At 41.2% G+C, this 26173-nt stretch carries 23 protein-coding genes; 6 read left to right on the plus strand and 17 right to left on the minus strand.

What is annotated here, in order from left to right:
• Nucleotides 1-487 precede the first annotated feature (487 nt).
• The 10 genes from Q0791_RS05795 to lrp form a co-directional block, all read right to left on the minus strand.
• On the minus strand, nt 488-1009 hold the full coding sequence (locus Q0791_RS05795) for a hypothetical protein (protein ID WP_299003708.1): 522 nt from the start codon (nt 1007-1009) through the stop codon (nt 488-490).
• Nucleotides 1010-1097: 88 nt separating this feature from the next.
• Nucleotides 1098-1796 carry a YkgJ family cysteine cluster protein gene (locus Q0791_RS05800; protein ID WP_299003710.1) on the minus strand — a complete coding sequence of 233 codons (699 nt, stop codon included), beginning with the start codon at nt 1794-1796 and terminating at the stop codon, nt 1098-1100.
• A gap of 418 nt (nt 1797-2214) precedes the next feature.
• Entirely contained in the window at nt 2215-3018 is an 804-nt protein-coding gene (locus Q0791_RS05805) for a hypothetical protein (RefSeq protein ID WP_299003712.1), read from the minus strand.
• A 129-nt stretch (nt 3019-3147) separates the two neighbouring features.
• The gene (locus Q0791_RS05810) at nt 3148-3678 is read right to left on the minus strand and encodes an AAA family ATPase (protein ID WP_299003714.1); all 531 of its coding nucleotides are present in this window, start codon (nt 3676-3678) and stop codon (nt 3148-3150) included.
• Between the two features lie 747 nt (nt 3679-4425).
• Nucleotides 4426-5712, minus strand: coding sequence for a serine--tRNA ligase (gene serS / locus Q0791_RS05815; protein ID WP_299003716.1), 1287 nt, complete (start codon nt 5710-5712; stop codon nt 4426-4428).
• Nucleotides 5713-5733: 21 nt separating this feature from the next.
• Nucleotides 5734-6108 (minus strand): fluoride efflux transporter CrcB, encoded by a 375-nt coding sequence (gene crcB, locus Q0791_RS05820; protein ID WP_299003718.1) that lies wholly within the window; start codon nt 6106-6108, stop codon nt 5734-5736.
• Nucleotides 6101-7432, minus strand: a complete 1332-nt coding sequence (locus Q0791_RS05825; protein ID WP_299003720.1) for a replication-associated recombination protein A — start codon at nt 7430-7432, stop codon at nt 6101-6103. Before Q0791_RS05825 ends, crcB begins: the two co-directional genes overlap by 8 nt.
• 9 nt (nt 7433-7441) lie before the next feature.
• Nucleotides 7442-8068 (minus strand): outer membrane lipoprotein chaperone LolA, encoded by a 627-nt coding sequence (lolA, locus tag Q0791_RS05830; RefSeq protein WP_299003806.1) that lies wholly within the window; start codon nt 8066-8068, stop codon nt 7442-7444.
• A 142-nt stretch (nt 8069-8210) separates the two neighbouring features.
• Nucleotides 8211-10781, minus strand: coding sequence for a DNA translocase FtsK 4TM domain-containing protein (locus tag Q0791_RS25275; protein WP_366942483.1), 2571 nt, complete (start codon nt 10779-10781; stop codon nt 8211-8213).
• Between the two features lie 207 nt (nt 10782-10988).
• Nucleotides 10989-11492: a leucine-responsive transcriptional regulator Lrp gene (lrp, locus tag Q0791_RS05845; protein WP_299003721.1), complete on the minus strand. Its 504-nt coding sequence runs from the start codon at nt 11490-11492 to the stop codon at nt 10989-10991.
• 180 nt (nt 11493-11672) lie between these two features.
• On the opposite strand from lrp, the gene ald reads away from it, so the two are divergent.
• Both ald and trxB read left to right on the plus strand, forming a co-directional pair.
• The gene (gene ald, locus Q0791_RS05850; RefSeq protein WP_299003810.1) at nt 11673-12788 is read left to right on the plus strand and encodes an alanine dehydrogenase; all 1116 of its coding nucleotides are present in this window, start codon (nt 11673-11675) and stop codon (nt 12786-12788) included.
• 189 nt (nt 12789-12977) lie between these two features.
• The gene (gene trxB, locus Q0791_RS05855; RefSeq protein WP_299003740.1) at nt 12978-13931 is read left to right on the plus strand and encodes a thioredoxin-disulfide reductase; all 954 of its coding nucleotides are present in this window, start codon (nt 12978-12980) and stop codon (nt 13929-13931) included.
• A 76-nt stretch (nt 13932-14007) separates the two neighbouring features.
• On the opposite strand, the gene Q0791_RS05860 is transcribed toward trxB, so the two are convergent.
• From Q0791_RS05860 to Q0791_RS05870, 3 genes are read right to left on the minus strand one after another with little or no spacing between them, the layout of a single operon-like run.
• Nucleotides 14008-14688 carry an iron-containing redox enzyme family protein gene (locus tag Q0791_RS05860; RefSeq protein WP_299003742.1) on the minus strand — a complete coding sequence of 227 codons (681 nt, stop codon included), beginning with the start codon at nt 14686-14688 and terminating at the stop codon, nt 14008-14010.
• A gap of 31 nt (nt 14689-14719) precedes the next feature.
• The gene (locus Q0791_RS05865) at nt 14720-15208 is read right to left on the minus strand and encodes an ester cyclase (protein ID WP_299003744.1); all 489 of its coding nucleotides are present in this window, start codon (nt 15206-15208) and stop codon (nt 14720-14722) included.
• Between the two features lie 10 nt (nt 15209-15218).
• Nucleotides 15219-15956 (minus strand): hypothetical protein, encoded by a 738-nt coding sequence (locus tag Q0791_RS05870; RefSeq protein ID WP_299003746.1) that lies wholly within the window; start codon nt 15954-15956, stop codon nt 15219-15221.
• 304 nt (nt 15957-16260) lie between these two features.
• Here Q0791_RS05870 and Q0791_RS05875 point away from each other — a divergent pair, with 304 nt between their 5' ends.
• Both Q0791_RS05875 and Q0791_RS05880 read left to right on the plus strand, forming a co-directional pair.
• Complete coding sequence (locus tag Q0791_RS05875; RefSeq protein ID WP_299003749.1) at nt 16261-16725, plus strand: HIT family protein; 465 nt, start codon at nt 16261-16263, stop codon at nt 16723-16725.
• Between the two features lie 85 nt (nt 16726-16810).
• Nucleotides 16811-18640 (plus strand): long-chain-acyl-CoA synthetase, encoded by a 1830-nt coding sequence (locus tag Q0791_RS05880; RefSeq protein WP_299003751.1) that lies wholly within the window; start codon nt 16811-16813, stop codon nt 18638-18640.
• A gap of 43 nt (nt 18641-18683) precedes the next feature.
• Here the strand turns inward: Q0791_RS05880 and Q0791_RS05885 are convergent, their stop codons facing one another.
• A complete protein-coding gene (locus tag Q0791_RS05885) occupies nt 18684-19769 on the minus strand; it encodes an AraC family transcriptional regulator (RefSeq protein ID WP_299003753.1) in 1086 nt (361 codons plus the stop codon).
• A gap of 276 nt (nt 19770-20045) precedes the next feature.
• Here Q0791_RS05885 and Q0791_RS05890 point away from each other — a divergent pair, with 276 nt between their 5' ends.
• Nucleotides 20046-21362 (plus strand): aminotransferase class III-fold pyridoxal phosphate-dependent enzyme, encoded by a 1317-nt coding sequence (locus Q0791_RS05890; protein ID WP_299003755.1) that lies wholly within the window; start codon nt 20046-20048, stop codon nt 21360-21362.
• 56 nt (nt 21363-21418) lie between these two features.
• On the opposite strand, the gene Q0791_RS05895 is transcribed toward Q0791_RS05890, so the two are convergent.
• From Q0791_RS05895 to Q0791_RS05905, 3 genes are all read right to left on the minus strand, one after another.
• Complete coding sequence (locus Q0791_RS05895) at nt 21419-21739, minus strand: hypothetical protein (RefSeq protein ID WP_299003756.1); 321 nt, start codon at nt 21737-21739, stop codon at nt 21419-21421.
• 137 nt (nt 21740-21876) lie between these two features.
• A complete protein-coding gene (locus tag Q0791_RS05900; protein WP_299003757.1) occupies nt 21877-22449 on the minus strand; it encodes an isochorismatase family cysteine hydrolase in 573 nt (190 codons plus the stop codon).
• 313 nt (nt 22450-22762) lie between these two features.
• On the minus strand, nt 22763-24313 hold the full coding sequence (locus Q0791_RS05905) for a fumarate hydratase (protein ID WP_299003811.1): 1551 nt from the start codon (nt 24311-24313) through the stop codon (nt 22763-22765).
• A gap of 107 nt (nt 24314-24420) precedes the next feature.
• Here Q0791_RS05905 and pabB point away from each other — a divergent pair, with 107 nt between their 5' ends.
• Nucleotides 24421-25863, plus strand: a complete 1443-nt coding sequence (gene pabB / locus Q0791_RS05910) for an aminodeoxychorismate synthase component I (protein WP_299003758.1) — start codon at nt 24421-24423, stop codon at nt 25861-25863.
• The last annotated feature ends 310 nt before the right edge of the window (nt 25864-26173 follow it).

The following is a 26173-nucleotide window of genomic DNA, read 5'->3' on the forward strand; positions in this document are numbered from 1 at the left end:
TGTGTTCACTTAGTTGTGCTCTGCTATGTCTTTTGCTGACACTAATCCTAATGCGACGATAATATTGAATATAAAGTCTATTTAATAACCTTCGCTTATCTTAACCTGCTAACCTTTGCATAGCACACATGAGCGTTTTTCTTACCTTAATCATCATTATGATTAACACTATAAAAAACAGTTAATCAATAATTTTATTATCTATTACAATCACTTTTATCACTAGAAACCACAAACATCAGCTTATTAAGCCCGCCTCTTTGTTATAGAGCGATGTCAGTGTATACCTTGAGCGTGCATAAATAGCCAGCATCGAGACTAATGACCACATTGAGTAAGTAGCGAGTAAGTCAGAAGGAGTTAATTTTAATAACCAAGGCCTATTAGACCTTGGCTAGATGTCTTTAGCTTTCAAAAGTCAAAACAAACTTGACTCAACGTGAAGCGTCCATATATGTCTTGGTTGTGCTTGCTTGTGTCTTTATTGTTAGCCATTTTTCTCCGACTTAATTTGAAATTCAACAGAGGGACCTAGCTGAAGTAGATTTGATATTGAAATTACTTCAGCGGTCATATCAATTGGTTTTTGATACTTTGGGTGCCCGTCTACCCAAGCAACCATAAACGCACCTACACGGCCTTTTACTTCTACAGGCATCAATGGTACTTGGTGACCTACCAATGGATTTTCTCCATTGCGTATATTTTTAGATTTTAGATAGACACCAAACTCCTCAAATTTGTACGGGGAACCTTCTGGTATTTTGACTTTAACAATTACGCTACCAGCATCGATACAACTTACACCGTCAGAATCTCCCCCTCGATTTACCTCGACCGAAACAACCTCTAATTTCGGCAAGCCAATAACAAAGCCTGTCTTCTTATTTGTGTGCCACTTATGGGCATCCTCATTCGGTTGAAAGACTCTACTTTGCAATGGCGAACATGAATAGGTAGCAAAGCTGGAAAGCATTAATGAAATAAAGATTAAATATCGTAGTCTCATAGTTTGACCTGATGGCTAACGCCGCGCTCTGCGGCAAATTTGGAGCGCCAGCGAGTAAATTTTCCGTAGCAGCACCTTGTTAGGCGATTTACGCCAATTTAATTTCACAACCCTTGAACACATCTTGTCCTGAAATCCACAAAGTGGCCGCATCCTCAGTCTCCAAGGCAACCAAAATAGCCTTAGTTAGCTCGTAGTTGCCATGAAAACTCGTTGGTAGAGATTTCTGTAATCCACTTCGATATCCAGATAGTACGGCCGTGTACGTTACATGCTGCGCTTTTTCTTCAGTAATACTACCTGGAGGAAAGCCTTTTGGTTTTGCAGCAATACATTCCTTCAGGTTAAGTGATGTATGCTTCTGACATAACAAAGGACGCACTTTATATATTTGGCACTTACCTTTCTCTAAGAATGCACATGGCAGATTAAGAGTTCCCCTCTGTTCAGGCGTCTTTTCTTCAATCTTGCTGTTTAAAGTATTCAGTTTATAGATGAACCGTTGAACGAGCTTCGATTTCCGCTGTGTTAAGTAATCAGCAATCCTCAAAGCTTCTGGAGCCGTTATAGAAACCGACTGGTAGCAACAATGATCGCATTTGGTTCTACACGCAATGCTAGGGGTTCTCGGGTCTACGACTTTATCTCGCATATTTTTTGCAAAGTCGCCTGCATTTTCTACGACGCCACATAAGGTCGACGCATCTGCTGATTCTGCAATTCTTACCTGGACTTCTGATTCTTCTGCATCAGCTATACCTGACAGAAATTCTTGTTCATTATTCAAGCGACCTCCATGCTCTCATTTCGCCTAACGCCTTTAGCAGCGGCGAGCGTAGCGAGTCCAGCCCACGGGTGTTTTTCCCTGGGCTGGACTCGCTAAACTTGTTATGTGATTGTATTGCACTTTGCTTACTAACCCTTTTTATTAGTGAATGCGGAATAAGCAAGGTAACAGATTAAAAATAAACATATTAATGCACAAACATTTCTAGCTCTGTTAGGAGGTACGAGGCCTCGCCATCGCTTGGCACAAACCAGTGTATAAATGGCACTGGACCAACCAAACCTTGATACATCCAAACTCGCCACCACAAGAGAGTAGCGCCATATGAGATTATGATTGCGAGCAGCGTTAAAACAGCCTTCTTGAAGTTAACTTTCATCGTGCCTTCTTACACATAACACCTCAAACACCGGCACAGCTATGCTGCGTCCGCGTGCTTTGACTTGTTAGTAGCTTTCTCTAAAAACTCTCCCGAAAAGTCTAAGATCGCTCTTATCTTAGATACATCTTTCTCAAGTTGTTTAAACCAACTCTCATAGAGGTCTCCACACTCAGAGAACATATTTCTTAGTTCACTATCCTCAGCATCCATAATAGCTTCATAGTTTGGGCTATCTGTTTCATAGCTGTGCATATTTGCAAAGAAAGCTGTTACTTTAGCACTTCTAAAAACCTGAGATGATCTGCTATTGAGTTTATTTGATAAGGTGGCTAGCTCATTTGAGATGAGCATGAGGTTTTCTTGAGAAGCTTTGCTTATTTTCGCAACAGCATTAGTGAAATGACTTGGATCATCATCATGAATCTCTAACATCTCGGCGTTTTCAACAATAGAGTCATCTATCTCTCTTTTCAAACTCAATAGCTCGCTGTAAACCGATATTCTCCTTTCAAAGAGATCTTGATACTTTTCCTTAGAGATGGATGCGTATGCCTCGTACTTTAGAAATTCCGTTTTAAATTGGCTTTGAACTTCATCCATTTTGCTAGCATGTTCAAGTCTCACTAACTCTAAGTCCTTGGCGTGATTATCTTTAAGTGCCTGCAGCTCCACATTGCTCCTAGCCTTAAACGCCTCAAGTTCCATTTTGTGCTTTGCCAAGTCGCCGTTAATTATTCTTTTGGTGTTCACATTCCCTAAAAAAGCAGCCAAAGCGATCAGGACAGCAGATACTCCCCCAAATGGTAGTAATATCTGATTTATAAACTCTGACAATTCCAATTTAATTTTCCTTCGGTAAGTTATCTAAGACTACTAACGCCCCATTCAGGGGCTGATAATAGTTTGCTAAAATGTGAAGCGAAGCGGAACCGAGCAAGCTGTTAGCAGTCCCGTTACTGTAATGGCTTGTTATGTGATGATTTTACTCTCAATTTTTTTAGCTGATGCCTCAATGGACATTGCTGTATTATCTATCTGAAATGTTTCCACATTTGGTATATTGACAGAGAAATTAAACCTTTCTAAATAATCATCCAGATATTCTTTTGATTGGATTTTATTGGTATTGTGGCGGCCAGTATTAGTAACTCTTTTTACATGCTCATCGTAGTCACATGTTAGTCGTATAAAGTTTGCATTAATACCAGATTCACGCAAAAACTCTAATAGTCCTTCAATAAAGTAATCGCTGAAAGGATGAACATAGCAAAAGGTAAAAACAACGCCTTTAGCATTGTTTTCAAGGAGTTTTTGAAAGGCGTCCAGACAAATTTTACGTTGATAAACCTCAAAACCATCGTTACCAAAACCAATAACTGCACATGCAACATCAAAAGCCAAATGTTGTGGAAATACATGCCAACCATTTCTTTTGGCAAGTTCACGTCCAACACTCTCTTTTCCAATCCCTGAGGGTCCATATATCATTGCAAATTTCAAATGAATTCTTCCTGAGTCGCATAACAGCTTATTCAACAGCAGCAGGATAATTTTTCACACTGATTACTCTTTTATTAAAACAAATCGTTAAGCTAGAGTACACTGATAACCAATTGTTAATCAATATGAATATTATTCAACCTACGCTATAAGTTGAAACAGCCAACAAAATACTCTTAAATGATACTTATGTAAACATAATGCTTACCACTAAGCTAAACCAATACAAAACCATCGAGATAGCTCACACTTTTCCCATAAAGCTAATTCGCAGACGTCCCCCTTTCCTTTTCCAATCAGTGTAAGTGAATTCGAGGGCTTCGATTTCAAGGATGAAATCGCAGAGCGCCCATGGATGGGTCTACAGCATCCCGAGAGTTACTTGCACATAAGCCTGCGGCAAGCAATTGATATATTGGAAGAGCCTAAAGTACAAACACACTTAATTAATAACCAATAACACTTCCTTATTAAATTTGTGATGTCCACATTAGTGGGGATCCACGACCTTAGCCTCACCGCAGGTGATAAAGAATAATCATACACACTTCCATTAAGCAAAGCTTAATATTCATAAGCCAACTGTCGATTAATAAGAAGGACTCAAACCTCACCAGCCATGGAATGATTAATTCAAAGGCAATAATACTGGCCAAATTAACATCAGGGCTAAAACAGCCATAAAAAAACCGTGCTGCTTTGCACGGTTTTATATGTGTGAAACCTTACTGTAAATCGGTTAACCGATTAACCGATTTTCTCCAATCCACCCATATAAGGACGCAGGGCTTCTGGCACAGCAATGCTGCCATCGGCATTTTGATAATTCTCTAAAATGGCCACTAAGGTTCTGCCTACTGCCAATGCCGAGCCATTGAGTGTATGCAATAATGACGGTTTTTTCGCGCCTTTGGCTTTAAAACGCGCTTGCATGCGTCTGGCTTGGAAATCTTGCGTATTACTGCAAGATGAAATTTCACGGTAGGTATTTTGCGCTGGCAGCCAAACTTCAATATCATAGGTTTTACTGGCGGTAAAGCCCATGTCACCGGTACACAAGATCACCGTTCGGTACGGCAGACCTAACTTTTCTAGCACCACTTCTGCATCCCGTGTTAACCCTTCAAGAGCTTGCATCGACTCTTCTGGTTTGACAAGCTGCACTAATTCGACTTTATCAAATTGATGCTGACGAATAAGCCCACGAGTATCACGGCCATAAGAGCCTGCTTCACTTCTAAAACACGGAGTATGCGCCGTTAATTTAACCGGTAGATCCGCTTCATCGATAATGGTATCGCGAGCTAAATTCGTTAAAGGCACTTCCGCCGTTGGAATAAGGCTTAAACCTTGGCCTTCTTCGGTTGCAGGTTGAGTATGGAATAAGTCTTCACCAAACTTAGGTAACTGACCTGTACCATGTAAGCTATCACTGTTGACCAATAACGGAACATAAGTTTCGGTATAACCGTGCTCTGTTGTGTGCAGATCTAACATAAATTGCGTTAACGCACGGTGCATGCGAGCAATTTGCCCTTGCATGATAATAAAGCGCGATCCACTGATCTTCACGGCACTTTTAAAATCAAGGCCGCCAATGGCTTCGCCTAAGTCCACATGATCTTTGACATCAAAATCAAACTCACGTGGCGTGCCCCAACGGCGCACTTCCACATTGTCATTTTCATCCGCCCCCACAGGCGCCGACTCATCGGGTAAATTCGGCACACTCATGGCAATAGAATGAAGTTCTTCAAGTAATGCGGCTAATTCATGCTTTTTTGCATCAAGCTCATCGCCCAAAAGACCGACTTTGGCCATAATAGGCGCAACGTCTTCACCTTTCGCTTTCGCTTGGCCAATGGATTTTGACATGGCATTACGGGATGCTTGTAGCTCTTCTGTGGCCACTTGTAAGACTTTACGCTTCTCTTCTAACTTGCTTAAGCGATCAACCTCTAAAATAAACCCGCGAGTGGCTAAGCGCTCAGCGGTCACTTCTAATTCATTTCGTAAAAATTTTGGATCTAACATATCTTATTATCTTATTAATAGTTAAAAGCGAGAAAAAACAAATTGTTGCCCTAAATATACAACAAATAAACACAGACCGATATTCAAAATAACATTTAAAATAGCTTTGACTATTAGACCTTCTTGCAACAACAACAAGGTTTCATTAGAAAAAGTAGAAAAGGTCGTTAACGCACCAAGTAACCCAACCCCAACCAATGCCTTCATTTCAGGGCTAACATGGGCCACTTGCCCTAAGGCATACACTACGCCCATGGCAAAGGAGCCGACAAGATTAACCAATAGTGTACCAAAAGGAAAAGCGCTACCAAATAGCTGAAGCATAAATAATGATAAACTGTACCTTAATACCGCCCCCACTGAGCCGCCTAAGGCCACCAGCAATAAATTATTCATAGCGTTTTACCTGACTGTGTTTATCCAATTCAGCCAAAGACGCTAGTTTATCTTGAATGCGCTTTTCAAATCCCCGTGCGGTGGGAAAATAAAATTGACTCTGGGCTAAAGCCTCGGGAAAATAACATTCGCCGCTAGCGTAAGCATTAGGCTCATTATGGGCATAGCGATACTCTTCACCAAAACCTTGTTCTTGCATCAGTTTTGTTGGCGCGTTACGTAAATGATTGGGTACAGGTTCATGACCAGAGGTTTTTGCTAAGGCTCTTGCTGCGCTAAATGCCGTATACACAGCGTTGCTTTTTGGTGCACAGGCTAAATAAATCACCGCCTGAGCAATGGCGCGCTCTCCTTCTGCTGGGCCAACGCGATGAAAACACTCCCACGCATTGACCGCAACGGACATGGCCATAGGATCGGCATTACCTACATCCTCTGAGGCAATGGCCAATAACCGCCGCGCCACATACAAAGGATCGCAGCCCCCTTCTAGCATGCGACAATACCAATAAAGGGCCGCATCGGGGGATGAGCCACGAATGGATTTATGCACAGCAGAAATCAAATCGTAAAATTTATCACCATTTTTATCAAATCCCGCCAGCTGCTGACCCGCCACTTGCACTAAGGTTTCGGCTGTAAAGGAGGCGCCATCATCGAGCATATCACTCATCAACTCAATAAGATTCAATGCTTTTCGCGCATCACCATCACTGACATTGGCCAGTTTTTCCATCACATCCGTTGACATAGTCAACTGACGTTTGCCTAAGCCTTTATCCGTGTCATGAAGGGCTTGAGTAATGATGCTAATAATTTCTGCCTGTGTCAGTGGTTTAATCACATAAACACGGGCGCGAGAAAGTAGAGCATTATTGATTTCAAAAGACGGATTTTCTGTGGTTGCGCCCACAAAAATCACAGTGCCATCTTCAATGAAAGGCAAAAATGCATCTTGCTGGCTTTTATTAAAACGATGCACTTCATCAACAAAAAGTAAGGTGCGTTGACCTCGTGACTGAGCCACACTCTTTGCCTGTTCAATGGCGTTTCGAATATCTTTCACACCGGATGTCACGGCAGAGATCCGCTCCACATGGGCATTGGTATACTGGGCCACCAGCTCCGCTAATGTCGTTTTACCTGTCCCCGGTGGCCCCCAAAATAGCATGGAATGGGCACGACCGGCCTCCAAAGCGAGACGCAATGGCTTCCCCTCACCCAATAAATGTGCCTGCCCCACATATTCAGCTAAAGTTTGAGGCCGCATTCTTGCCGCCAATGGCCTAAAATCAGGTGAAAAATCCAGATCTAAATTTGACACGATAACGACTTACTCCGCAGCATGCAGACGTTGGTCGTCCACATCCACCCCTTCTGGCAAAATAAAAGTAAACAAACTTGACTCTGATTTGCTTAATGGCTGTTGATTTGAGAGACGAAATTGACTCACATTGCCCTGTTTATCGTCCAATACCATTTCTGTTAACACCTCGCCTTTAAAACAGACTTCAACCGCACTCATGGCCGAATCAATATTGAGTGGCTTAATATGAAAACAATCCCCCTTCTGCTTCACTTGATATTGGGCCCAAGTCTTAGCATCACGGTGCACTAATAATGCTATGGGCGATGCTTTAATGGCTTGATCCACATCCATCACTGTCACTTCTTCAGCAAAAGGATTATACACCCACACATCACTGCCATCCGCCACAATCAATGATTCATCAGGCTCAGTTAAATGCCAATAGAAGCGATTGGGAAACGCTAAGGCCAGAACACCTTTGCCCTTTTGGATCACTTTTTTATTCAAGTCAGTGACGGTCTGACTAAAATCGGCTTTCACATTATTAATTGCCGCTAATTTATTTTTTAGCGCTGCCGCATCATCAGCATTGGCTGCCATACTTGAAAACAACAGCACACTCACCAGCGAACCACAAAGTGTTTTTCTCATAACCATCTCTAAAACAATCCCTAAAACAATGCCTAAAAGAATGCGTTTATCGTTAACGCCATCAATAGAATTAAAAAACTCAATCAAAAATATGGGCAACCGTGAGAAAACACATCACAGTTGCGGTGAAACGTTAGCGTCTTTAAAAGTCACTGGGTGGCGGTGGTGCGAGGACTTCACGGTTACCATTATGCCCCTGTGCACTCACCACACCTTGTGCTTCCATTTGTTCAATAATGCGAGCGGCACGATTATAGCCTATTTTGAACTTACGCTGGACACTGGATATGGATCCCCGTCTCGATTGCGTCACAAAGGCCACGGCTTCATCATAAAGCGCATCGGTATCATCATTATTATCAGCCACCTCTCCAGGCAATAACACCCCTTCCCCTTCGCCACCTTGAATGATGGCATCAATATACTGAGGCTTACCTCTAGCATGCCAATCTGCCACCACTTTATGCACTTCATGATCATCAATAAAAGCACCGTGAACTCGAATAGGCACACTCGTGCCTGGTGGAAGATAAAGCATATCCCCCATACCCAATAAGGTTTCCGCCCCTTGCTGATCGAGAATGGTTCTCGAATCAATTCTCGATGACACTTGAAACGCCATTCGAGTGGGAATATTCGCTTTAATCAATCCGGTGATCACATCCACTGACGGACGCTGGGTCGCTAAAATTAAATGTATCCCCGCAGCGCGCGCTTTTTGGGCAATACGAGCAATCAACTCCTCGACTTTTTTACCTACTATCATCATCATGTCGGCAAATTCATCCACCACAACAACAATGGAAGGCAGTTTGTCTAATACTGGCGCTTCTGGCTCCATGCTATCAGAAGACTTCCATAGGGGATCGGTAATCACTTCCCCTTTCTCTTTTGCCTGTTTAAGCTTAGCGTTATAACCTTTTAAGTTTCTCACGCCTAATGCTGACATGAGTTTATAACGGCGCTCCATTTCCCCAACACACCAACGCAAAGCGTTAGCCGCTTCTTTCATATCGGTAACCACCTCACATAATAAATGAGGAATACCTTCGTAAACCGACAGTTCCAGCATTTTAGGATCGATCATGATAAAGCGAACATCATCGGGGCCAGATTTATACAGTAAACTGGTGATCATCACATTGACCCCAACAGATTTACCTGAGCCTGTCGTTCCCGCCACTAACAAATGCGGCATCTTTCCTAAGTCAACCACCACAGGTTCGCCCGAAATATCTTGACCTAACACCATACTTAAATGAGAGTCATTATCCCTAAAGGCATGACAGTCTAGAACATCACGCATAAAGACCGTTTCTCGATATTTGTTCGGCAGCTCCAATCCTACATAGGCTTTTCCGGGGATCACTTCCACGACCCGCACACTTTCCGCTAACAGGGAGCGTGCTAAGTCCGTTGATAAATTCGAAATTTTTGACGCTTTGACCCCAGGCGCCAGATCCAGTTCAAATCGAGTGATCACAGGTCCTGGATACACACCCACAACCTTAGCCGCAATATTAAAGTCGGCCAGTTTTTGTTCAACTAACTTGCCAATTTGATCGAGTTCTTCCTGACTAATAGAGTTAGCTTTACGATTGGGAATGTCCAACAAACTAATACAAGGTAAAGGCGCCATATCGACAACCTCTGCGGTTTCACTCTGCCCAGGTAAAATCACCACGCCGTCAACAATTTTAGCTTTATTCGTGGTGTTTTTCTTAACCGGCTTGTCGTTAGCGGCGACTTTCTGCTTCACGCGCCTCGCATTGGCTCTGACCGCACCTTCTGACACTTGGCTATCAAAATCAATCACATCGCCTGCAAAATCTTCAGTGTCTTTGGTGTCTTTGGTGTCTTTGGTGTCAACAGATTGAAAGTCACTCACATTGGTGTAATCTGAGATCTGAGGCTCGATGCGCCTTTCAACTGTATTATCAAGATGAGAGGACAACACATCTTCAGCGTCAATAGGGCTTTCTTTTGACTTAGCATCACGTTCAAGACGACGTTTTTCTTTGAATTTTTTAACCAAAGACATGAAATCTTGAGTATCTGCAGTATCTTTACTGGCGACGCTCGCGTTTTCCTGTGAACGTTTTTCTTTTAATTTAGCAGGCAAACGAATGAGGTAAATACAAAAACTTATGGTCAATGATCCTAAAATATCAATTAAATTTAACCAGCTAATCCCTGTTAACAAAGTTAAGCCAGCACAAACAAAACACAGTAAGAGTAATGTCGTACCCAATGGGTTAAAATACGGCAGCATAGCAGCTGCTATCACATCCCCTATGACACCGCCGGCAGAATAATCATAAATATCTGCGGCATTCATACTCTCAAGCGCTCCAAAGCTTAATAGAACCAGTAAAAAGCCGACTAACCTTAAGCCCACTGAAAAATAATCCACTTCCAATAACTTATGGGTTCTCTTGAAAAGTATCCAACCAGTAGCTGCAATAATAATGGGGATCACATAGGCGGTGTAACCAAAAAAATACAAGAGCACATCGGCAACCCAAGCCCCAACAGCTCCCGTTACATTTTCTATCTCACCACTAAAATTAGACTGACTCCAACCGGGATCAGATGAATGAAAACTGCTCAGCGCCAATAAGACAAAAGTGGCCACCATGCAACAAAGGATCAAACTTCCTTCAAGAAGTCGTTGTACTCCTGAGAGTGTTTTAACGCTTTTTTCCTTAAACAAACTAAAACCTTTGTTAAAAAATCAAACCATAATAACCCTAACAATACCAGAAATAAGCTGAATGTGCAGTGTCAGACTTTGCATTTTAATCATTCTGATTTTTTGACTAATCAGTCATTTTTAACAAAAATAAAGTAACACTTTGTATCATTTTAATTTCTGCACAAAAAAAGAGCCTTTCGGCTCTTTTTACAGCATATTTTAGTGTTAATTTCCATTCACTGTATTAATAGCCACACGATTGGTTTGCTTCACTTCTTCCATGACAACATAGGTTCGAGTATCCGAAACCGAGGGAAGGTGTAGCAATGTCTCACCAAGTAACCGTCTATAGGCAGACATATCTGATACACGGGTTTTTAATAAGTAATCAAAATCTCCTGAAACCAGATGACATTCTTGAATATCATCAAGGAGTTGCACCGCACGATTAAACTTATCAAACACCTCAGAAGTGTCTCTATTTAGTGTAATTTCAACAAAAACCAATAAGGATGCACCAATATAATGCGGATTGATTAGCGCTGTATAACCGTTAATATAGCCTTGTTTTTCTAGCCTTTTTACCCTTTCAAGACAAGGAGTTGGACTTAATCCTACCCGTTTTGAAAGCTCCACATTAGAAATACGCCCATCAATTTGTAACTCATTAAGTATATTTCTATCGATTCTATCTAAGTCTTTTATCTGACTTTTTTTATTATTTACCATATTATTAACCTTAAATTAGCAGTAAAACGATACAACACACTGCAAATGGCCCATCTTTAGCAGCATAAACTTCCGAAGGAGTAATATACTTACTTTACTGAAAATATAACAATTCAGACTTTCCTTCAATCACTATCACGCCCGATGTAAATGGGTGTTTATGCAATTTGAGGCTTAATGATGATAATTGGTGTTCCTAAAGAAATCAAAAACCATGAATACCGTGTTGGTATGGTTCCATCAAGTGTTCATGAACTAAAACTAAAAGGACATGATGTATTTATCGAAACGAATGCGGGTATCGGAGTCGGTTTTTCTGATCAAGATTATCTGGATGTGGGTGCAAGCATCTTAAACACGGCAAAAGAGATTTTCGACACCGCAGAAATGATTGTAAAAGTAAAAGAGCCTCAAGCCGTTGAGCGCGCAATGCTAAAACCCGATCAATTGCTGTTTACTTATCTTCACCTTGCGCCTGATCTTCCGCAGACTCAAGATTTAATTGACAGTCAAGCTGTCTGTATTGCCTATGAAACGGTCACAGACGATAGAGGCACTTTGCCTTTACTTGCTCCTATGTCTGAAGTCGCCGGACGTATGTCTATTCAAGCGGGAGCAATGGCACTGGAAAAGTCACGGAGTGGACGTGGCATGTTATTAGGCGGCGTACCAGGCGTTGAACCTGCTAAAGTGGTCATCATTGGCGGTGGAATGGTGGGCACAAACGCAGCACAAATGGCTGTTGGATTGGGCGCAGATGTCGTGGTACTGGATCGTAACATAGATACTTTGCGTCGCTTAAATGTGCAGTTTGATAATAAAATTAAAGCGATTTACTCTACTGCCAGCGCCATTGAAAAATATGTATTGGAAGCCGATCTCGTGATTGGTGGCGTTTTGGTGCCTGGGGCTGCGGCCCCCAAACTGGTCACCAAAGATCACATCAAACGCATGAAAAAAGGTGCTGCCATTGTTGATGTTGCCATCGACCAAGGGGGCTGTATTGAAACCTCACATGCCACCACACATGAAGAGCCCACTTATATTGTGGATGATGTTGTGCATTATTGTGTCGCCAATATGCCTGGTGCCGTCGCAAGAACCTCCACCTTCGCCCTCAACAATGCCACCTTACCTTACATCATCAAACTGGCTGATCTCGGCTATGAAAAAGCCTTACAACAAGATCCACATTTACGTAATGGATTAAATGTCATGCACGGTAAAATCACTTGTGCTGAAGTCGCTGAAGCATTGGATTTGCCTTATGTGGATCCTATGCTGCTACTCGCTTAACCTCACCTTATATAGACGAGTCCATTCATTTCACGAATAAAAAGGAAGCCTCTCGCTTCCTTTTTTCTCATTCAGTCAACTCAACTAGGTTTCTCGATTAGTGCAATCGAGAATAATCTGCTTTGATGGCTTTACCCAAGCAACCAAATTCCCTACAATCCCCCCACGCGTTAAGGAATGGAGAGAGCAATGACCCAAGCTAGACACTGTAATTTACTCATATTGGGTTCAGGCCCCGCAGGCTACACAGCTGCTGTATACGCTGCACGTGCAAACCTAAAGCCTGTTATGATCACTGGAATGCAACAAGGTGGCCAACTCACGACAACCACAGAAGTTGAAAATTGGCCTGGTGACGCAAATGATTTAACGGGTCCAGCGCTGATGGAACGCATGCAAGCCCATGCAGAAAAATTTGATACTGAAATTATTTTCGATCACATTAATGAAGTTGATTTGAATGTGCGTCCCTTCAAATTAAAAGGCGATAATGGTGAATTCACCTGTGATGCACTGATTATTACCACAGGCGCATCTGCCAAATATTTAGGCCTGCCTTCAGAAGAAGCCTTTAAAGGTCGTGGTGTTTCAGCCTGCGCGACATGCGATGGTTTCTTTTATCGTAATCAAAAAGTCGCCGTCATTGGTGGAGGTAATACCGCCGTTGAAGAAGCGCTCTATTTAAGCAATATTGCTTCAGAAGTGCACTTGATCCATCGTCGTGACACCTTCCGTTCAGAGAAGATCCTGATTGACCGTCTAATGGATAAAGTTGCCAATGGCAACATTATTCTTCACTTAGATCAGACATTAGAGGAAGTCGTGGGTGATGATATGGGCGTCACTGGTCTTAAAATGAAAAGTACCAAAGATGACAAGATCACCGATTTAGCGGTTGCAGGCGTCTTTGTCGCTATCGGCCACAGCCCAAATACTCAAATGTTTGAAGGGCAATTAGACATGAACCACGGTTATTTGAAAGTGCAAAGTGGATTGCAAGGCAATGCAACGCAAACCAGTATTGAAGGTGTCTTTGCTGCCGGAGATGTCATGGATCAACATTATCGTCAAGCCATTACCTCAGCAGGGACTGGCTGCATGGCCGCTTTAGATGCTGAACGTTATTTGGATGCAAAAGGCTAAATCAAGCACGAATATTGATTTCCTAGATAGATCCAAAAATAGCAGGCACTTGTCCTGCTATTTTTATATCCTATACTTACGCGGTTAACGCCATTTTCTCTTGTTTTTGTAAATAAGCTTGCGCCACAGACTCCAAAATTTGCCCTGTTAAAAACAGCGTCGTTTTAGCAACTTGGATCACATCCTGCTTCTCTGCATCCGTCACGACCCACTCTTCAATAGCATCATTCACATCTTGAGCATGTTTCACGTCTATCACAGCATGAGCAATAAAAAAGCTTAATTGCTTATCCGTTAATTTCAATACATGACGGCACGCATCCAGTAATCCCCCTAAATGTTGATAGCTATCTTCAGCCCAAAAGCTGTAACCCAACCTTGGGATCACCCCACCTCGAATGGCCACACTGTGCAAATAGCCATTTAATGCTTCAGTTGCAGGTAAAGGGGGGGCGTCAAACACACTTAAATCCACTCCCATTGACTCCAAATCTCGCACCACCATATTTTCATGCCCCAATTCCTCTAGTGCATGACGCATGGCAAAACGCAGCAACCCCATTTTTTTATGATCTTCAGGAAAGGTTGCAGCCGCCTGATTAATGGCATTATTTTTTGTATAATGAAAAACTTGTACCATGGCATCAATATACAATTCTTTTGTGATTGCTTCTGTTGCTAAACGAAAAAATGTCCCTGCTTTAATTTTTGCCCATTCTGTATCACAAATCTCAGCCAACTCATCAATAAATGACATATTCTTTATTCCTTTTGATATCAGTAAACCATTACAGCCTTAAAAAAGATTTTAAAAAGAAAACCAAACGAGAGAAAACAGTCAAGCCCTCAACGGCGTCCCAATGCTCAGCCAGCTGTCCCTCTTCTAATCGATAAATATCGATACATTTCAATTTAACCGTAAAAAGTCGGTTAGACGCCCAATGCGTTGCATGAAGACAGACCTTATCTTTGTCTGCAAAGACCAATTCAACATGAGTACCTGAACGCTTAAATTGTTGATAAAAAGTATTAAAGTAAGCTTTAAAGTTTTCCCTGCCATTTTCAACAAATTGACTGTGATTAATATAATCGGCTTTCATGAGTTTATTACAGCACTCTACGCTTCTTTGACTAAAAACCTCATCATAAAAAGCCAATACAACAGCGATATTACTTTCTGAAAGGGAGTGGTTTTTCTCATCAGAGACACCTTCATTCCGCTCCTTGATATGCTGTTCATTATTCACATGCGTGGGTTCTTGTACGACTTTTAGCATATTATTGATCCTATTTTCCATTCATCATGACATGATTGATACTGTCAAAAAGCGATAGTCCCGGTTGTTTGTCGATCCCTAATAACCGAGACATACCAATAAGCGTATCGGATTGATAAAGCTCATATTCTTCATTATTCCTATCGGGTATAGTGAAAGTGATCACTTCCTTCTCAAAATTAGCGGCTTTTCTTTTTAACTTAGGTTTTGAATAAGTAATATAATGACTTTTTTTGATACTCATAGTGACGAGAATACCTGCAACCACATTTAATATATGTGCCACTCCCTTACCTAACCCATAATCCTTATTAACAGCCAAACGAGAAAATTCTATATATTTATCTTTGTAATCATGGGCCAAAAAATGACTTAATGCTTCATCACTAATATACTGGCACACTTCAAATGGATAAGTCGCAATACGTTGAGTGCCCACAATTTCACCTTGAAAGTAGCAAGCAAATAAATAAGAAGAATAATCTTTATCATCAATAAAATAATCATTAGTATAAAACTGACTAAAATAACTGGCATGTTGCTTGTAAATAGCCTTTCTCGCTTCAGACAATAAATACAACTCATCACTATCAATCACTTGACGAATTATCAAATCATTTCGGCCCATAATGTGCTCGATAAAACGATCGGTATATTGATATAAGGTCTTCAGTTTAGGGTTGATTAAGCTTAAATTAAATTTATCATTAACTCTCTCATTACTCACATTTTTAACTGCTACACTCATGTTCATTTCCCTGATTGATTACATAGCAATACCGCAGAAAAGTTAACTAAGTCTTTGACAGAATACAATTGCATTTTGTCTTATATATATGGATATTTGTCGCAATCAAGCTAGCGTGTTTTCTACATTAGAAACTAAGCCATTCGAATTATATTGGTTATTTTAAAGCAAAAGAGTCATTAAACATTTCAAAATATATTGTCAATAAACTTAGATTTTAATAATAACAAACATAAATTTGTATATTGTGTTATAACGTGAGCAAGGTAAATTAATAAAACGAAATATAGACGGGTAATAGTTTATGACATGTCTCTTTTGTAAAATAAATAAGGGTACTTTTCCTTGCATCAGTATTTATGAAAATAATCATTGCCATGTCATAGTCGATAAATTCAAACTGAATAAGGGACACCTATTAGTGATTAGTAAACACCACCAACAATCAATCACACAGTTAAGCCAAAAAGAGCGCTCACAGCTCATTAATACTGCGTCAAAAGTCATCATAGCCATGAAAGAGGTGAGTCAAGAAATTAAAGATGTTCACTTATTAATTAATGATGGTCCAGGGGCTTATCAACATATCCCTCATGTTCACTTACATTTAATTCCAAGATATCAATTTGATTTACCCATATTAATAACTAACATTTTTACTCGATACATGAATCCATTTAACTACAAAACCAATAAAAAAATACAATGTTGGGCTCATCAATTATCGCACCATATAAAAGTTAACTCTAATGATGAGACAAATTGCTAATAACTTGATTCAAATTGTTGTTTTTTTATATCGACTTCTTAAATAAGATTCAAATAATATAATCATTACCGCTAGAGTTGATAGAATGAAACATAATGAAATCATCACAGCAAAAAAAATAGCCCTTAAACTACCTGAAATACTCTTAAAGTTACCGCGTATTATTAAAGGCCTACGCATTGCCGATGCAAGAAATAAAACTAAACCTGTCGGCTTGGGGCTTTGTGTCGAAAAAGCGGCAAAGAAAAACCCTCTAGGCTTAGCGATTCGATATCAAAAACGCGACATTACTTACCAAGTGTTCAATGAATGGAGTAATAAAATTGCGCGAACCTTACTCCATTACGGCCTTAAAAAAGGAGATTGTGTCGCCATAATGATTGAAAACAGACCTGAACTGCTAGCGGTTGTCACAGCGTGCGCTAAAATAGGGGTCATTAGTGCCATGATAAATACCAGTCAACAAGGGAAAGTACTCACTCATAGCCTTAATATCGTTAACCCTAAACTCATTGTCCTCGGTGAGGAGTGTTACGATACTTATGAAGCAATACGTGATCATATCTCCATCCCCAGTACTCATCACTTTTATTTAGCCGATACAGATACACTCTCAAAAATGGGTCATGCTCCAGCCCATTGGCAAAATTTAGCCCTCATAATAAGCGCCCAGTCGGGAGAAATACTCCATCAAGTCAAACATATTTATAGTGACGACCCCTGTTTTTATGTTTACACTTCAGGTACCACAGGTTTACCTAAAGCCGTTATTTTTAATCACGGCCGCTTCATGAAAGCCTATGGCAGTTTTGGGCACGCAACAGTGAACTTACAAGCCAAAGATGCCATGTATGTTCCCCTGCCTTTCTATCACTCTACCGCAATGGCCATTTGTTGGGGCTCCATTTTAGCCGGAAATGCAACCCTCATTATGGCTAGAAAATTTAGCGTCACTCGATTTTGGCAAGACGTCCGTTATTATAATGCGACGGCCTTTGGCTACATTGGAGAATTATGTCGTTATTTGATAGAACAAGCGCCCAATAAACTCGATAGTGAGCATTCAATCAAAATCATATTAGGCAATGGGCTTCGCCCGTCAATATGGCGAGAATTCAAACACAGATTTAATATCGAACGCATTTATGAATTTTATGCCTCTAGCGAAGGGAACATTGGCTTTAGTAATGCACTAAACTTTGATCATACTGTCGGGTTTTCTCCTTATAAATACGCACTCATAGAATATGACAAAGAAAATGAGCGCCCCATTAAAAATAACCAAGGATTTTTTAAGAAAGTCGCCAAAGGAGAAAGTGGATTGTTACTGGGAGAGATCAGCCCCAAATCCCCTTTTCATGGCTACACTGACAGTAAAAAAACGCAACACAGTGTATTGAGGAATGTCTTTAAAATGGGAGATGCTTGGTTTAATACTGGTGATTTAATGCGTGATATTGGCTTTAAACATGCACAATTTGTCGATCGTATTGGCGATACATTTAGATGGAAAGGTGAGAATGTCTCCACAACGGAAGTCGAAATGCTCATTGATGAAATAGACAACATTAGCCAATCTGTTGTTTATGGCGTTAGCATTCCCAATACCAATGGTAAAGCGGGAATGGCGCAAATTAAATTAACTTGTGACATCGCCGATTTTAATTTTTCAGCCTTTTATCAAAAATTAAAACAAACTCTCCCCCATTATGCCATTCCCATTTTTATTTGCTTAAGCAAAGGAATGGAGATGACTGGCACCTTTAAATACAAAAAAAGTAAGCTAAAAGAATTAGGTTTTAATATCGAACATTCTGATGATCCTATTTTCGTCTTACTGCCCAATACTGACACTTACCAGCCCTTAAATGCGGCATTACAAGATGGCATTATCGAAGGACAGTACCGATATTGAGCCATTCATAAGGCTTGGCGTAAACAAGATCATAAGAACCTGTCTACGCTTTGCTGCATTCAGCTTGGTCAAATTGAAATGCCGCTGTCAATATTTCAGAAGACTTCGAAGCCAATAGTGCCGTGCGATAGGTTTTAGGTGTCGTATTAAACCAGAATTTAAAAGCACGATAAAAAGAGCTGGTATCTTTAAATCCAAGCATCCCGCCTATGGTTTCTACATTATGGCTTTTATCTAATAAATACCCAATCACTTTCTCCTTTCTCACCTCGTTGAGTATGGCCTTAAAACTCATGCCTTCTTTGGTTAATTTTCGATGCAGTGTTTGTCGACTCATATTCAACTTATGGGCAACAAAATCAGATGAGCAGCTTTGAGAATGCAAGTCTTGTCGAATAATCAACGCCACTTTTTCCTTCAAAGAAACATCAATATACAAGACTTTCATTTTCTGCTCGATGCGTTTTACAAGCATATCTTTAATATAAGCATTGGCCGTTTTAATTTTTAAATTGATCACACTGTTTGGAATATCTAAAAACGTCTCTTGTTGATTAAAGCACACCTTATCACCAAAAATAGCAATATAATCGGTTAAATAAGGCACATTTTCATGCTTGAAACTGGCTTTTAATAAACGTAACTTATTTTGTGTTAGGTATTTTGCCCACGTTACCATGGCACTCAAACTGCGCTCAGTGGATATTTGGGTAAACTCATAATCATAATCAGTAAGGTAGAGGATCCGCATTCCCCACTCATACTCAATCACATCAATTTTTTCGCATTGATTCATTAAAACAATATACTTTTTATACAAATAAACGGCTTCTCTTAAATCCTCCGCCACCGTTAATAAGTGAGACAATACCCCTTGTGCATTGGGGTTAATTTGGGTACCCACAACAAAACCGATATTATTGAGGCGCGGTATTTTTTTGCCCATGGCCCACAATTGTCGTTCAAAAGCTAACGGCACACGCTTTTCAACCCCCAACAAATCTTGACGTTTAAAATTGAGCTGACTGACGTTCTGTGGTGTGATGACCCCATGACAAGACAATACATCATACAAATCCAATACTGCGGCAGCAGATACTGTTGGGTAAGCAGTGAGGCCAAACTCCATATGTCGTTCTCCCAAAAATAATAAACCCCTCTAAAACCAGAATAAACAGCATTTTGTTTTCAAGCAAGTCAAAATATTGACAAAGTTAACGTCAATATTTTGATGAGTAAACACCACTCAGTAAATCGTTAAACACTATGCAGAGTCTGTATAAAAAATGGCGTTTTACGCCTAAAAGTTATTTGAAAAAACGCATTATGATAGTCAATCACATACAAGCCCTGTATTATGCGCCCATTAATAAATCACGAAGACAAAGATGTTATGACGCAGTCAATGAAACCATTAGGTCACGCTTTATTAGCGCAAGCTCAAAACCACATGCCATTAGGCGTAGCTGATAGTTACCGCTATTGGGGAGAAAACAATACTGTTTTTGTCAAACATACCCAAGGTTGCACCATTACCGATGAAGATGGACAAGAATTTATTGATTTTCGCTTAGCTTACGGCCCTATTATTTTAGGTTATCGCGACAAGCGAGTCGATCAAGCCGTCATTGATACCATTACTGAGTGCGGCACTATCTCAGGCTTCTCAACAAAACTCGACTCAGAAGTGATAGCCTTAATCAAACAAATGTGCCCAAATATCGAGAAAATGCGCTTTGCTAATTCAGGCACAGAAGCTGTGATCGGCGCCGTTCGTACAGCACGAGGCTTCACCAATCGAAATAAGATCGTTGTCGTTGAAGGCGGATTCCATGGCCTTTACGATGAAATGATGTGGAAATCCGATGTGGATAATTGGAATGTTGACAGCCAAGCCGCACCTGAAATCGCTTCATTTGGCGCTGGGATCCCCGAAGCCAGCCGTGAACACCTAGAAACGGTTCCTTTAAACGATTTTTCCGCCATTGATGCCGTGTTTGAGCGAGTCGGTAATGATATTGCCGCCATTGTTATTGAGCCTATTTTAGGCAACTGTGGCAGCATTGCCTCATCACAAGCTTATATGCAAAAACTGCGTGATATGTGTGACGCTCATGGCAGCTTATTAATTATGGATGAGGTAAAAACAGGGTTTCGCGTAGCAAAAGGTGGCGCACAAGCCCTTTATGGCATTCATGCCGATTTAACCACCTATGCTAAAGCCATGGGAAATGGTTATCCTGTTGCGGCATTTGGTGGCAGAGCGGATGTCATGGATGTGATAAGCTTCAGTAAAAAAGGCGTGACCCATGGCGGAACCTACACGGCTAATATGATAGCGTTAAGCGCCGCTAAGGCCACGTTAACGCTACTCAATGAAACTGATGCCTATGCTAGCATCAATCAAGCAGGCACAAATATTCAAGCACTATTGTCTCGCGTATTTAATAAACACGGTATTGCACATAAATTTGCTGGCCCCGATGCCATGTTTGGTGTGCATTTCGGCGAGCAAGTCCCGCAAAATTATCGCGACTGGAAAAAAACCAACAGTGATTTGTATACCCAATTTGCCCATAACTTGATTAAATACGGCGTCATGCTAGAGCCTGACTCACGTGAGCCTTGGTTTATCTGCGAAGCTCATAAAGATATCGATCTTGCTTGGCTTGAAAGCACAGCCGATCGCGCCATGGCAGAGGCCATTGCTGCACAAGGCTAATCGCTCATTTTGATTCAATATGCAATACGGCTCACAAAAGCCGTATTGCATATTCATCACCACACAAAGAGGATAAACATCAATAAAATCATTGATAAAGAAATCAAACCAAACCAACCAAAAGCTTGGGTGATCTTTTCTGGAAGCTTTTGATTAAATTGTGGAAACAAAATAGCGGCAAATGAAGCTGTTGGAAGCATTACAAATAAAGGCATTAATCTTTGAGTCGCCCTATCCTCAGGAGAAAAATACCCATAAGACACACAATAAAGTAACATCAATGCTATCGCTATCAATACTCGCTTTTCAATCCATTGGGTAAAATGGAAATAAAATCCAATTAAAACCAATACCACCGCAATAACAACCGCTATCATTGATACATCCTTGTTCAAAATAAAAATCAGCGTAACATTATAAATCAAAAAACAAAGTAATATAATAATATTATTGAAATTAATAGCATTTATATCAATTAAATAAAGCGCATCCCAAAAAAGCGTATTCAATCATCTCAACTGGCGGTGACCTCATTCACTGTACTTAACTGAGCGATCCGTGATAAAAAGCGCAAACTGGCTGCTTGCTCTTCATCCGTATTGGTTTCGCATGCATCGGTCACAAGGATCACCTGATAATCTCTATCGTGCGCTTCTCTAGCCGTCAGCTCAACGGCATTATTGGTCGACACGCCACATAAAATAAGCCGTTCAATGCGATTCGCCCGTAACATCAAGTCCAACTCAGTACCATAAAAAGCACTCACTCTGTGTTTAATGATACTCACATCCGTCACCTCTCTATTGAGTGACTCACAAAATGCCCCTCCCCAACTATCTAATACCAATGCATTATTGGCCTTAGCACCACTGAATAACGGCGATACCGATGCTATTTCTTTATGATCGGCTCGAAACCCCACACGCACATGGCCAATTAAGTGCCCTCGTTTTCGTCCCCACTCGATTAATTGATTGGCATTGGAAATAACATTATTGGCCTCGATACGATCGACATATTGAGCCAACTTACCTTTTTCATGGCAAATTTCATTAATAAAATCCAATGTGATGATGGCTGTGTTCATTAGTCGATTTCCTTATGAGTTAACCTGATGTTATCTTCAGTATAACTAAAAGGTGCATTTCCAAAAAAATAGCTTGTTGAAATTGCTTTATGCCAGCCTATTAAACGCCAGTGATAAATAGATCATGCCTATCCATAATTGGAGCTTATGTTTATCACAACTGACCATTTATTTTGAAGAACGTTAGATAATGTGCTGGATATTTAGACTCTATTTTTGACACAGAATAATCGATAAAAAAGCCAATATAAAATATTAAAAAAGCCAATATACAAAACCTGTATATTGGCTTTTTTATGAACTTAAAATTAAGTCATGACTGCTCGTTTAATTTCACTTTCCAAATGGCAGGGCCAGTTTCATGGGCATTGACACCTTGTGAATCCACTGCCACAGTCACTGGCATATCTTTCACGTCAAACTCATAAATGGCTTCCATACCTAAATCTTCAAACGCTACCACACGAGATTTTTTAATGGCCTTAGACACTAAATACGCTGCGCCGCCCACTGCCATCAAATAAACCGATTTATGTTGCTTTATCGACTCAACCGTCGCTGGGCCGCGCTCCGCTTTACCTATCATGCCCATCAAACCTGTTTTATCCAGCATCAAGTCAGTAAATTTATCCATACGCGTCGCCGTCGTGGGGCCTGCAGGGCCAACAACTTCATCGCCAACGGGATCCACAGGGCCCACGTAATAAATAAATTTACCCGTAAAATCGACACCTTCTGGTAAACCTTCGCCACTTTCAATTAAGCTTTGAATACGTTTATGAGCCGCATCACGGCCCGTTAGCATTTTACCACTGAGTAACAGAGTATCGCCGCTCTTCCACTCTTCCATTTCAGCTTGAGTAATGGTATTTAAATCCACACGGCGAACGCTTTCGCCCACTTCCCAGGTGATTTCAGGCCAATCACTTAATGAAGGTGGCTCAAGATCCGCAGGCCCTGTGCCATCAAGATGAAAATGCACGTGACGAGTGGCCGCGCAATTGGGGATCATCACCACAGGTTTTGACGCAGCATGGGTCGCTGTCGATTTTATTTTCACATCCAATACAGTGGTCACACCGCCTAAGCCCTGCGCGCCAATGCCTAATTTGTTGGCTCTATCAAAAATTTCTAATCTGAGTTTTTCATCGGTTGTTTCGGCGCCGCGCGCTTGCAGCTCATGAATATCAATAGACTCCATTAACGACTCTTTCGCCATCACAGCGGCTTTTTCTGCTGTGCCGCCAATACCAATGCCAAGCATGCCTGGTGGGCACCAGCCCGCTCCCATGGTCGGCAGTACTTTTTCTACCCACGCGGCAATATCATCAGATGGGTTTAGCATGGCCATTTTAGCCTTATTCTCCGAGCCGCCCCCTTTTGCCGCAATCATCACTTCAACCTGATCCCCAGGTACCATTTCAACATGCACCACAGACGGCGTATTATCCCGAGTGTTTTTACGACTGCCAGCAGGATCGGCCACAATCGATGCACGAAGCGGATTGTCAGGATTGGTATAGGCACGGCGCACACCTTCATCAACCATTTCTTGCACGGTTAAATTTGATTTATCCCATTGCACGCCCATGCCAATTTTAACAAAGGTCGTCACAATACCCGTATCTTGACATAAAGGACGCTTACCTTCAGCTGACATACGTGAGTTAATCAAAATTTGAGCAATTGCATCTTTTGCAGCCGTGCTTTGTTCACGCTCATAAGCCTCAGCCATCGCATCCACAAAATCTTTAGGGTGATAATACGAAATATATTGCAAAGCGTCGGCAACGCTTTCAATTAAGTCACTTTGTTTAATGACAGGTGTTTCTTTACTCACAGACACTTCCTCATTCACTTTCATAGGGGCGCGTTCTCGTATCCAGCTAGGCATACGTATTTTATTTATAGACATTATGATACTCTTTCGCGACTTTGAGTTAAACAGCACTTTTTGAATAGGACTAATCGATGAGTGAAACGGCAAATAATGCCTTATTCTTTCAACGTATTGATTGTAATTTAAGCACAGCAGCCCTTTTTGAATATTTTTCAGACTCCCCTTGGGCAATCTTGCTCGATTCGGCGAACGCTAATCATTGTGATGCACATGTCGATATTATCTGTGCGGCACCGATCGCCACCTTAACGACTCAAGATCAGATCAGTACATTAGCACATTTTAAAACACCTGCTTTCAATTCGCTGCAAAATGTTCACCGAAAGCCCGACAGTGTGCAACGTTTTAATGACGATCCTTTTTCATTGTTAGAAAAAACCTTAACCCAGTTGTTTCCTGTTAAGAAAACCGCTCCTTTTCCCTTTTGCGGCGGCGCCATGGGCAGCTTTAGCTATGATTTAGGCCGCCACATAGAACACATACCCCAAACGGCAGCCAAAGACATAAAGTTACCAGAAATGAATGTCGGCTTTTATGCTTGGGCACTGATTTTTAATTACCAAGAACAAGCTTGGTATTTACTCCATTATGAAGGTGAAGCGGCAGCAAAAGCTCTATACGATGAATTACAAACTCTATTGGCTTTTGCACCGAAAAAACCAACAGATTTTTCCCTCACATCGGACTGGCAAAACCAAATCACCGAAAAAGAATACCAGCAAAAATTTGCTCAAGTACAATCCTATCTACACAGTGGTGATTGCTATCAAATTAATTTAACTCAACGCTTTCATGCCACTTATCAAGGTGACGAGTACTTAGCCTACCAAAAGCTGCGTGCCAGTAATGCCGCCCCTTTTTCGGCATTTATGCGATTACCAGAACAAGCCCTATTATCCATTTCACCAGAGCGCTTTATCCAACTTAGAGATGAGTATATTCAAACTAAGCCTATCAAAGGCACTATGCCGCGTTTTAGTGATCCCATCAAAGATGCTCAATCTGCACACACTTTACGCCACTCAATCAAAGACAGAGCCGAAAATGTCATGATTGTGGACTTATTACGTAATGATTTAGGCAAAGTGGCACAAGCCGGTAGTGTGCAAGTCCCTCATTTATTCGATATTGAAAGCTTTCCAGCCGTGCATCATTTAGTCAGCACAGTGACCGCTAAGCTCAGTGATGATGCCAGTTCAGCTCAATTACTGCGCGCCGCCTTTCCAGGAGGCTCCATCACAGGCGCACCTAAAATTCGCGCAATGGAAATCATTGAAGAGTTAGAGCCATCAAGACGAAGCCTATATTGCGGCTCAATGGGTTACCTCAGTCAAGATGGGCAAATGGACACCAGCATCACCATTCGTACTTTAGTGGCTGAAAATAACCAATTATATTGCTGGGCCGGCGGAGGCATAGTTGCCGACTCTGTGGCGGCAGCGGAATACCAAGAAAGTTATGACAAAGTCAGCCAAATTTTGCCGATATTATTAGGGTCTGTTGATCTTTGCTGATTATTTCTGCTGCAGTTTGTCGATTCTTTATACAAGGCAGAGCTTATGCAGTGTAGTCATTCTCCATAAATAAGCGATAACGCCGTAAAAAGGAGCGACAAGCGCAGTCCGTAGGATTCACTAAACGTGTTTTACTCTTTGTTGAGAGACATTCGCTTAGAATGACTAGGCGTCATCCCTCTCCCCGCGATTAAAACACGTTTATCTCGAACATAATTTAATCATGAAAGGTCAACAGACCCTAAAGGAATAAATGCATTTTCAGCCACCACAGTCAATGATATTGCGGTGGCTTGAATATTGAATTTAG

Origin of the sequence: uncultured Shewanella sp. (assembly GCF_947495455.1) — a bacterium.
In the GTDB taxonomy this organism is placed as follows: Bacteria; Pseudomonadota; Gammaproteobacteria; order Enterobacterales; family Shewanellaceae; genus Shewanella.

Bases quoted from the DNA above. Each gene is read 5' to 3' on its own strand.
- crcB (WP_299003718.1), bottom strand. From the start codon at position 6,108: ATGAATAATTTATTGCTGGTGGCCTTAGGCGGCTCAGTGGGGGCGGTA.
- Q0791_RS05900 (WP_299003757.1), bottom strand. From the start codon at position 22,449: ATGAACACAGCCATCATCACATTGGATTTTATTAATGAAATTTGCCAT.
- pabB (WP_299003758.1), top strand. From the start codon at position 24,421: ATGAGTGAAACGGCAAATAATGCCTTATTCTTTCAACGTATTGATTGT.
- Q0791_RS05885 (WP_299003753.1), bottom strand. From the start codon at position 19,769: ATGGAGTTTGGCCTCACTGCTTACCCAACAGTATCTGCTGCCGCAGTA.
- lrp (WP_299003721.1), bottom strand. From the start codon at position 11,492: ATGGTAAATAATAAAAAAAGTCAGATAAAAGACTTAGATAGAATCGAT.
- Q0791_RS05795 (WP_299003708.1), bottom strand. From the start codon at position 1,009: ATGAGACTACGATATTTAATCTTTATTTCATTAATGCTTTCCAGCTTT.
- Q0791_RS05860 (WP_299003742.1), bottom strand. From the start codon at position 14,688: ATGTCATTTATTGATGAGTTGGCTGAGATTTGTGATACAGAATGGGCA.
- Q0791_RS05880 (WP_299003751.1), top strand. From the start codon at position 16,811: ATGAAACATAATGAAATCATCACAGCAAAAAAAATAGCCCTTAAACTA.
- trxB (WP_299003740.1), top strand. From the start codon at position 12,978: ATGACCCAAGCTAGACACTGTAATTTACTCATATTGGGTTCAGGCCCC.
- Q0791_RS05870 (WP_299003746.1), bottom strand. From the start codon at position 15,956: ATGAGTGTAGCAGTTAAAAATGTGAGTAATGAGAGAGTTAATGATAAA.
- Q0791_RS05895 (WP_299003756.1), bottom strand. From the start codon at position 21,739: ATGATAGCGGTTGTTATTGCGGTGGTATTGGTTTTAATTGGATTTTAT.
- Q0791_RS05890 (WP_299003755.1), top strand. From the start codon at position 20,046: ATGAAACCATTAGGTCACGCTTTATTAGCGCAAGCTCAAAACCACATG.
- serS (WP_299003716.1), bottom strand. From the start codon at position 5,712: ATGTTAGATCCAAAATTTTTACGAAATGAATTAGAAGTGACCGCTGAG.
- lolA (WP_299003806.1), bottom strand. From the start codon at position 8,068: ATGAGAAAAACACTTTGTGGTTCGCTGGTGAGTGTGCTGTTGTTTTCA.
- Q0791_RS05875 (WP_299003749.1), top strand. From the start codon at position 16,261: ATGACATGTCTCTTTTGTAAAATAAATAAGGGTACTTTTCCTTGCATC.
- Q0791_RS05905 (WP_299003811.1), bottom strand. From the start codon at position 24,313: ATGAAAGTGAATGAGGAAGTGTCTGTGAGTAAAGAAACACCTGTCATT.
- Q0791_RS05865 (WP_299003744.1), bottom strand. From the start codon at position 15,208: ATGCTAAAAGTCGTACAAGAACCCACGCATGTGAATAATGAACAGCAT.
- ald (WP_299003810.1), top strand. From the start codon at position 11,673: ATGATAATTGGTGTTCCTAAAGAAATCAAAAACCATGAATACCGTGTT.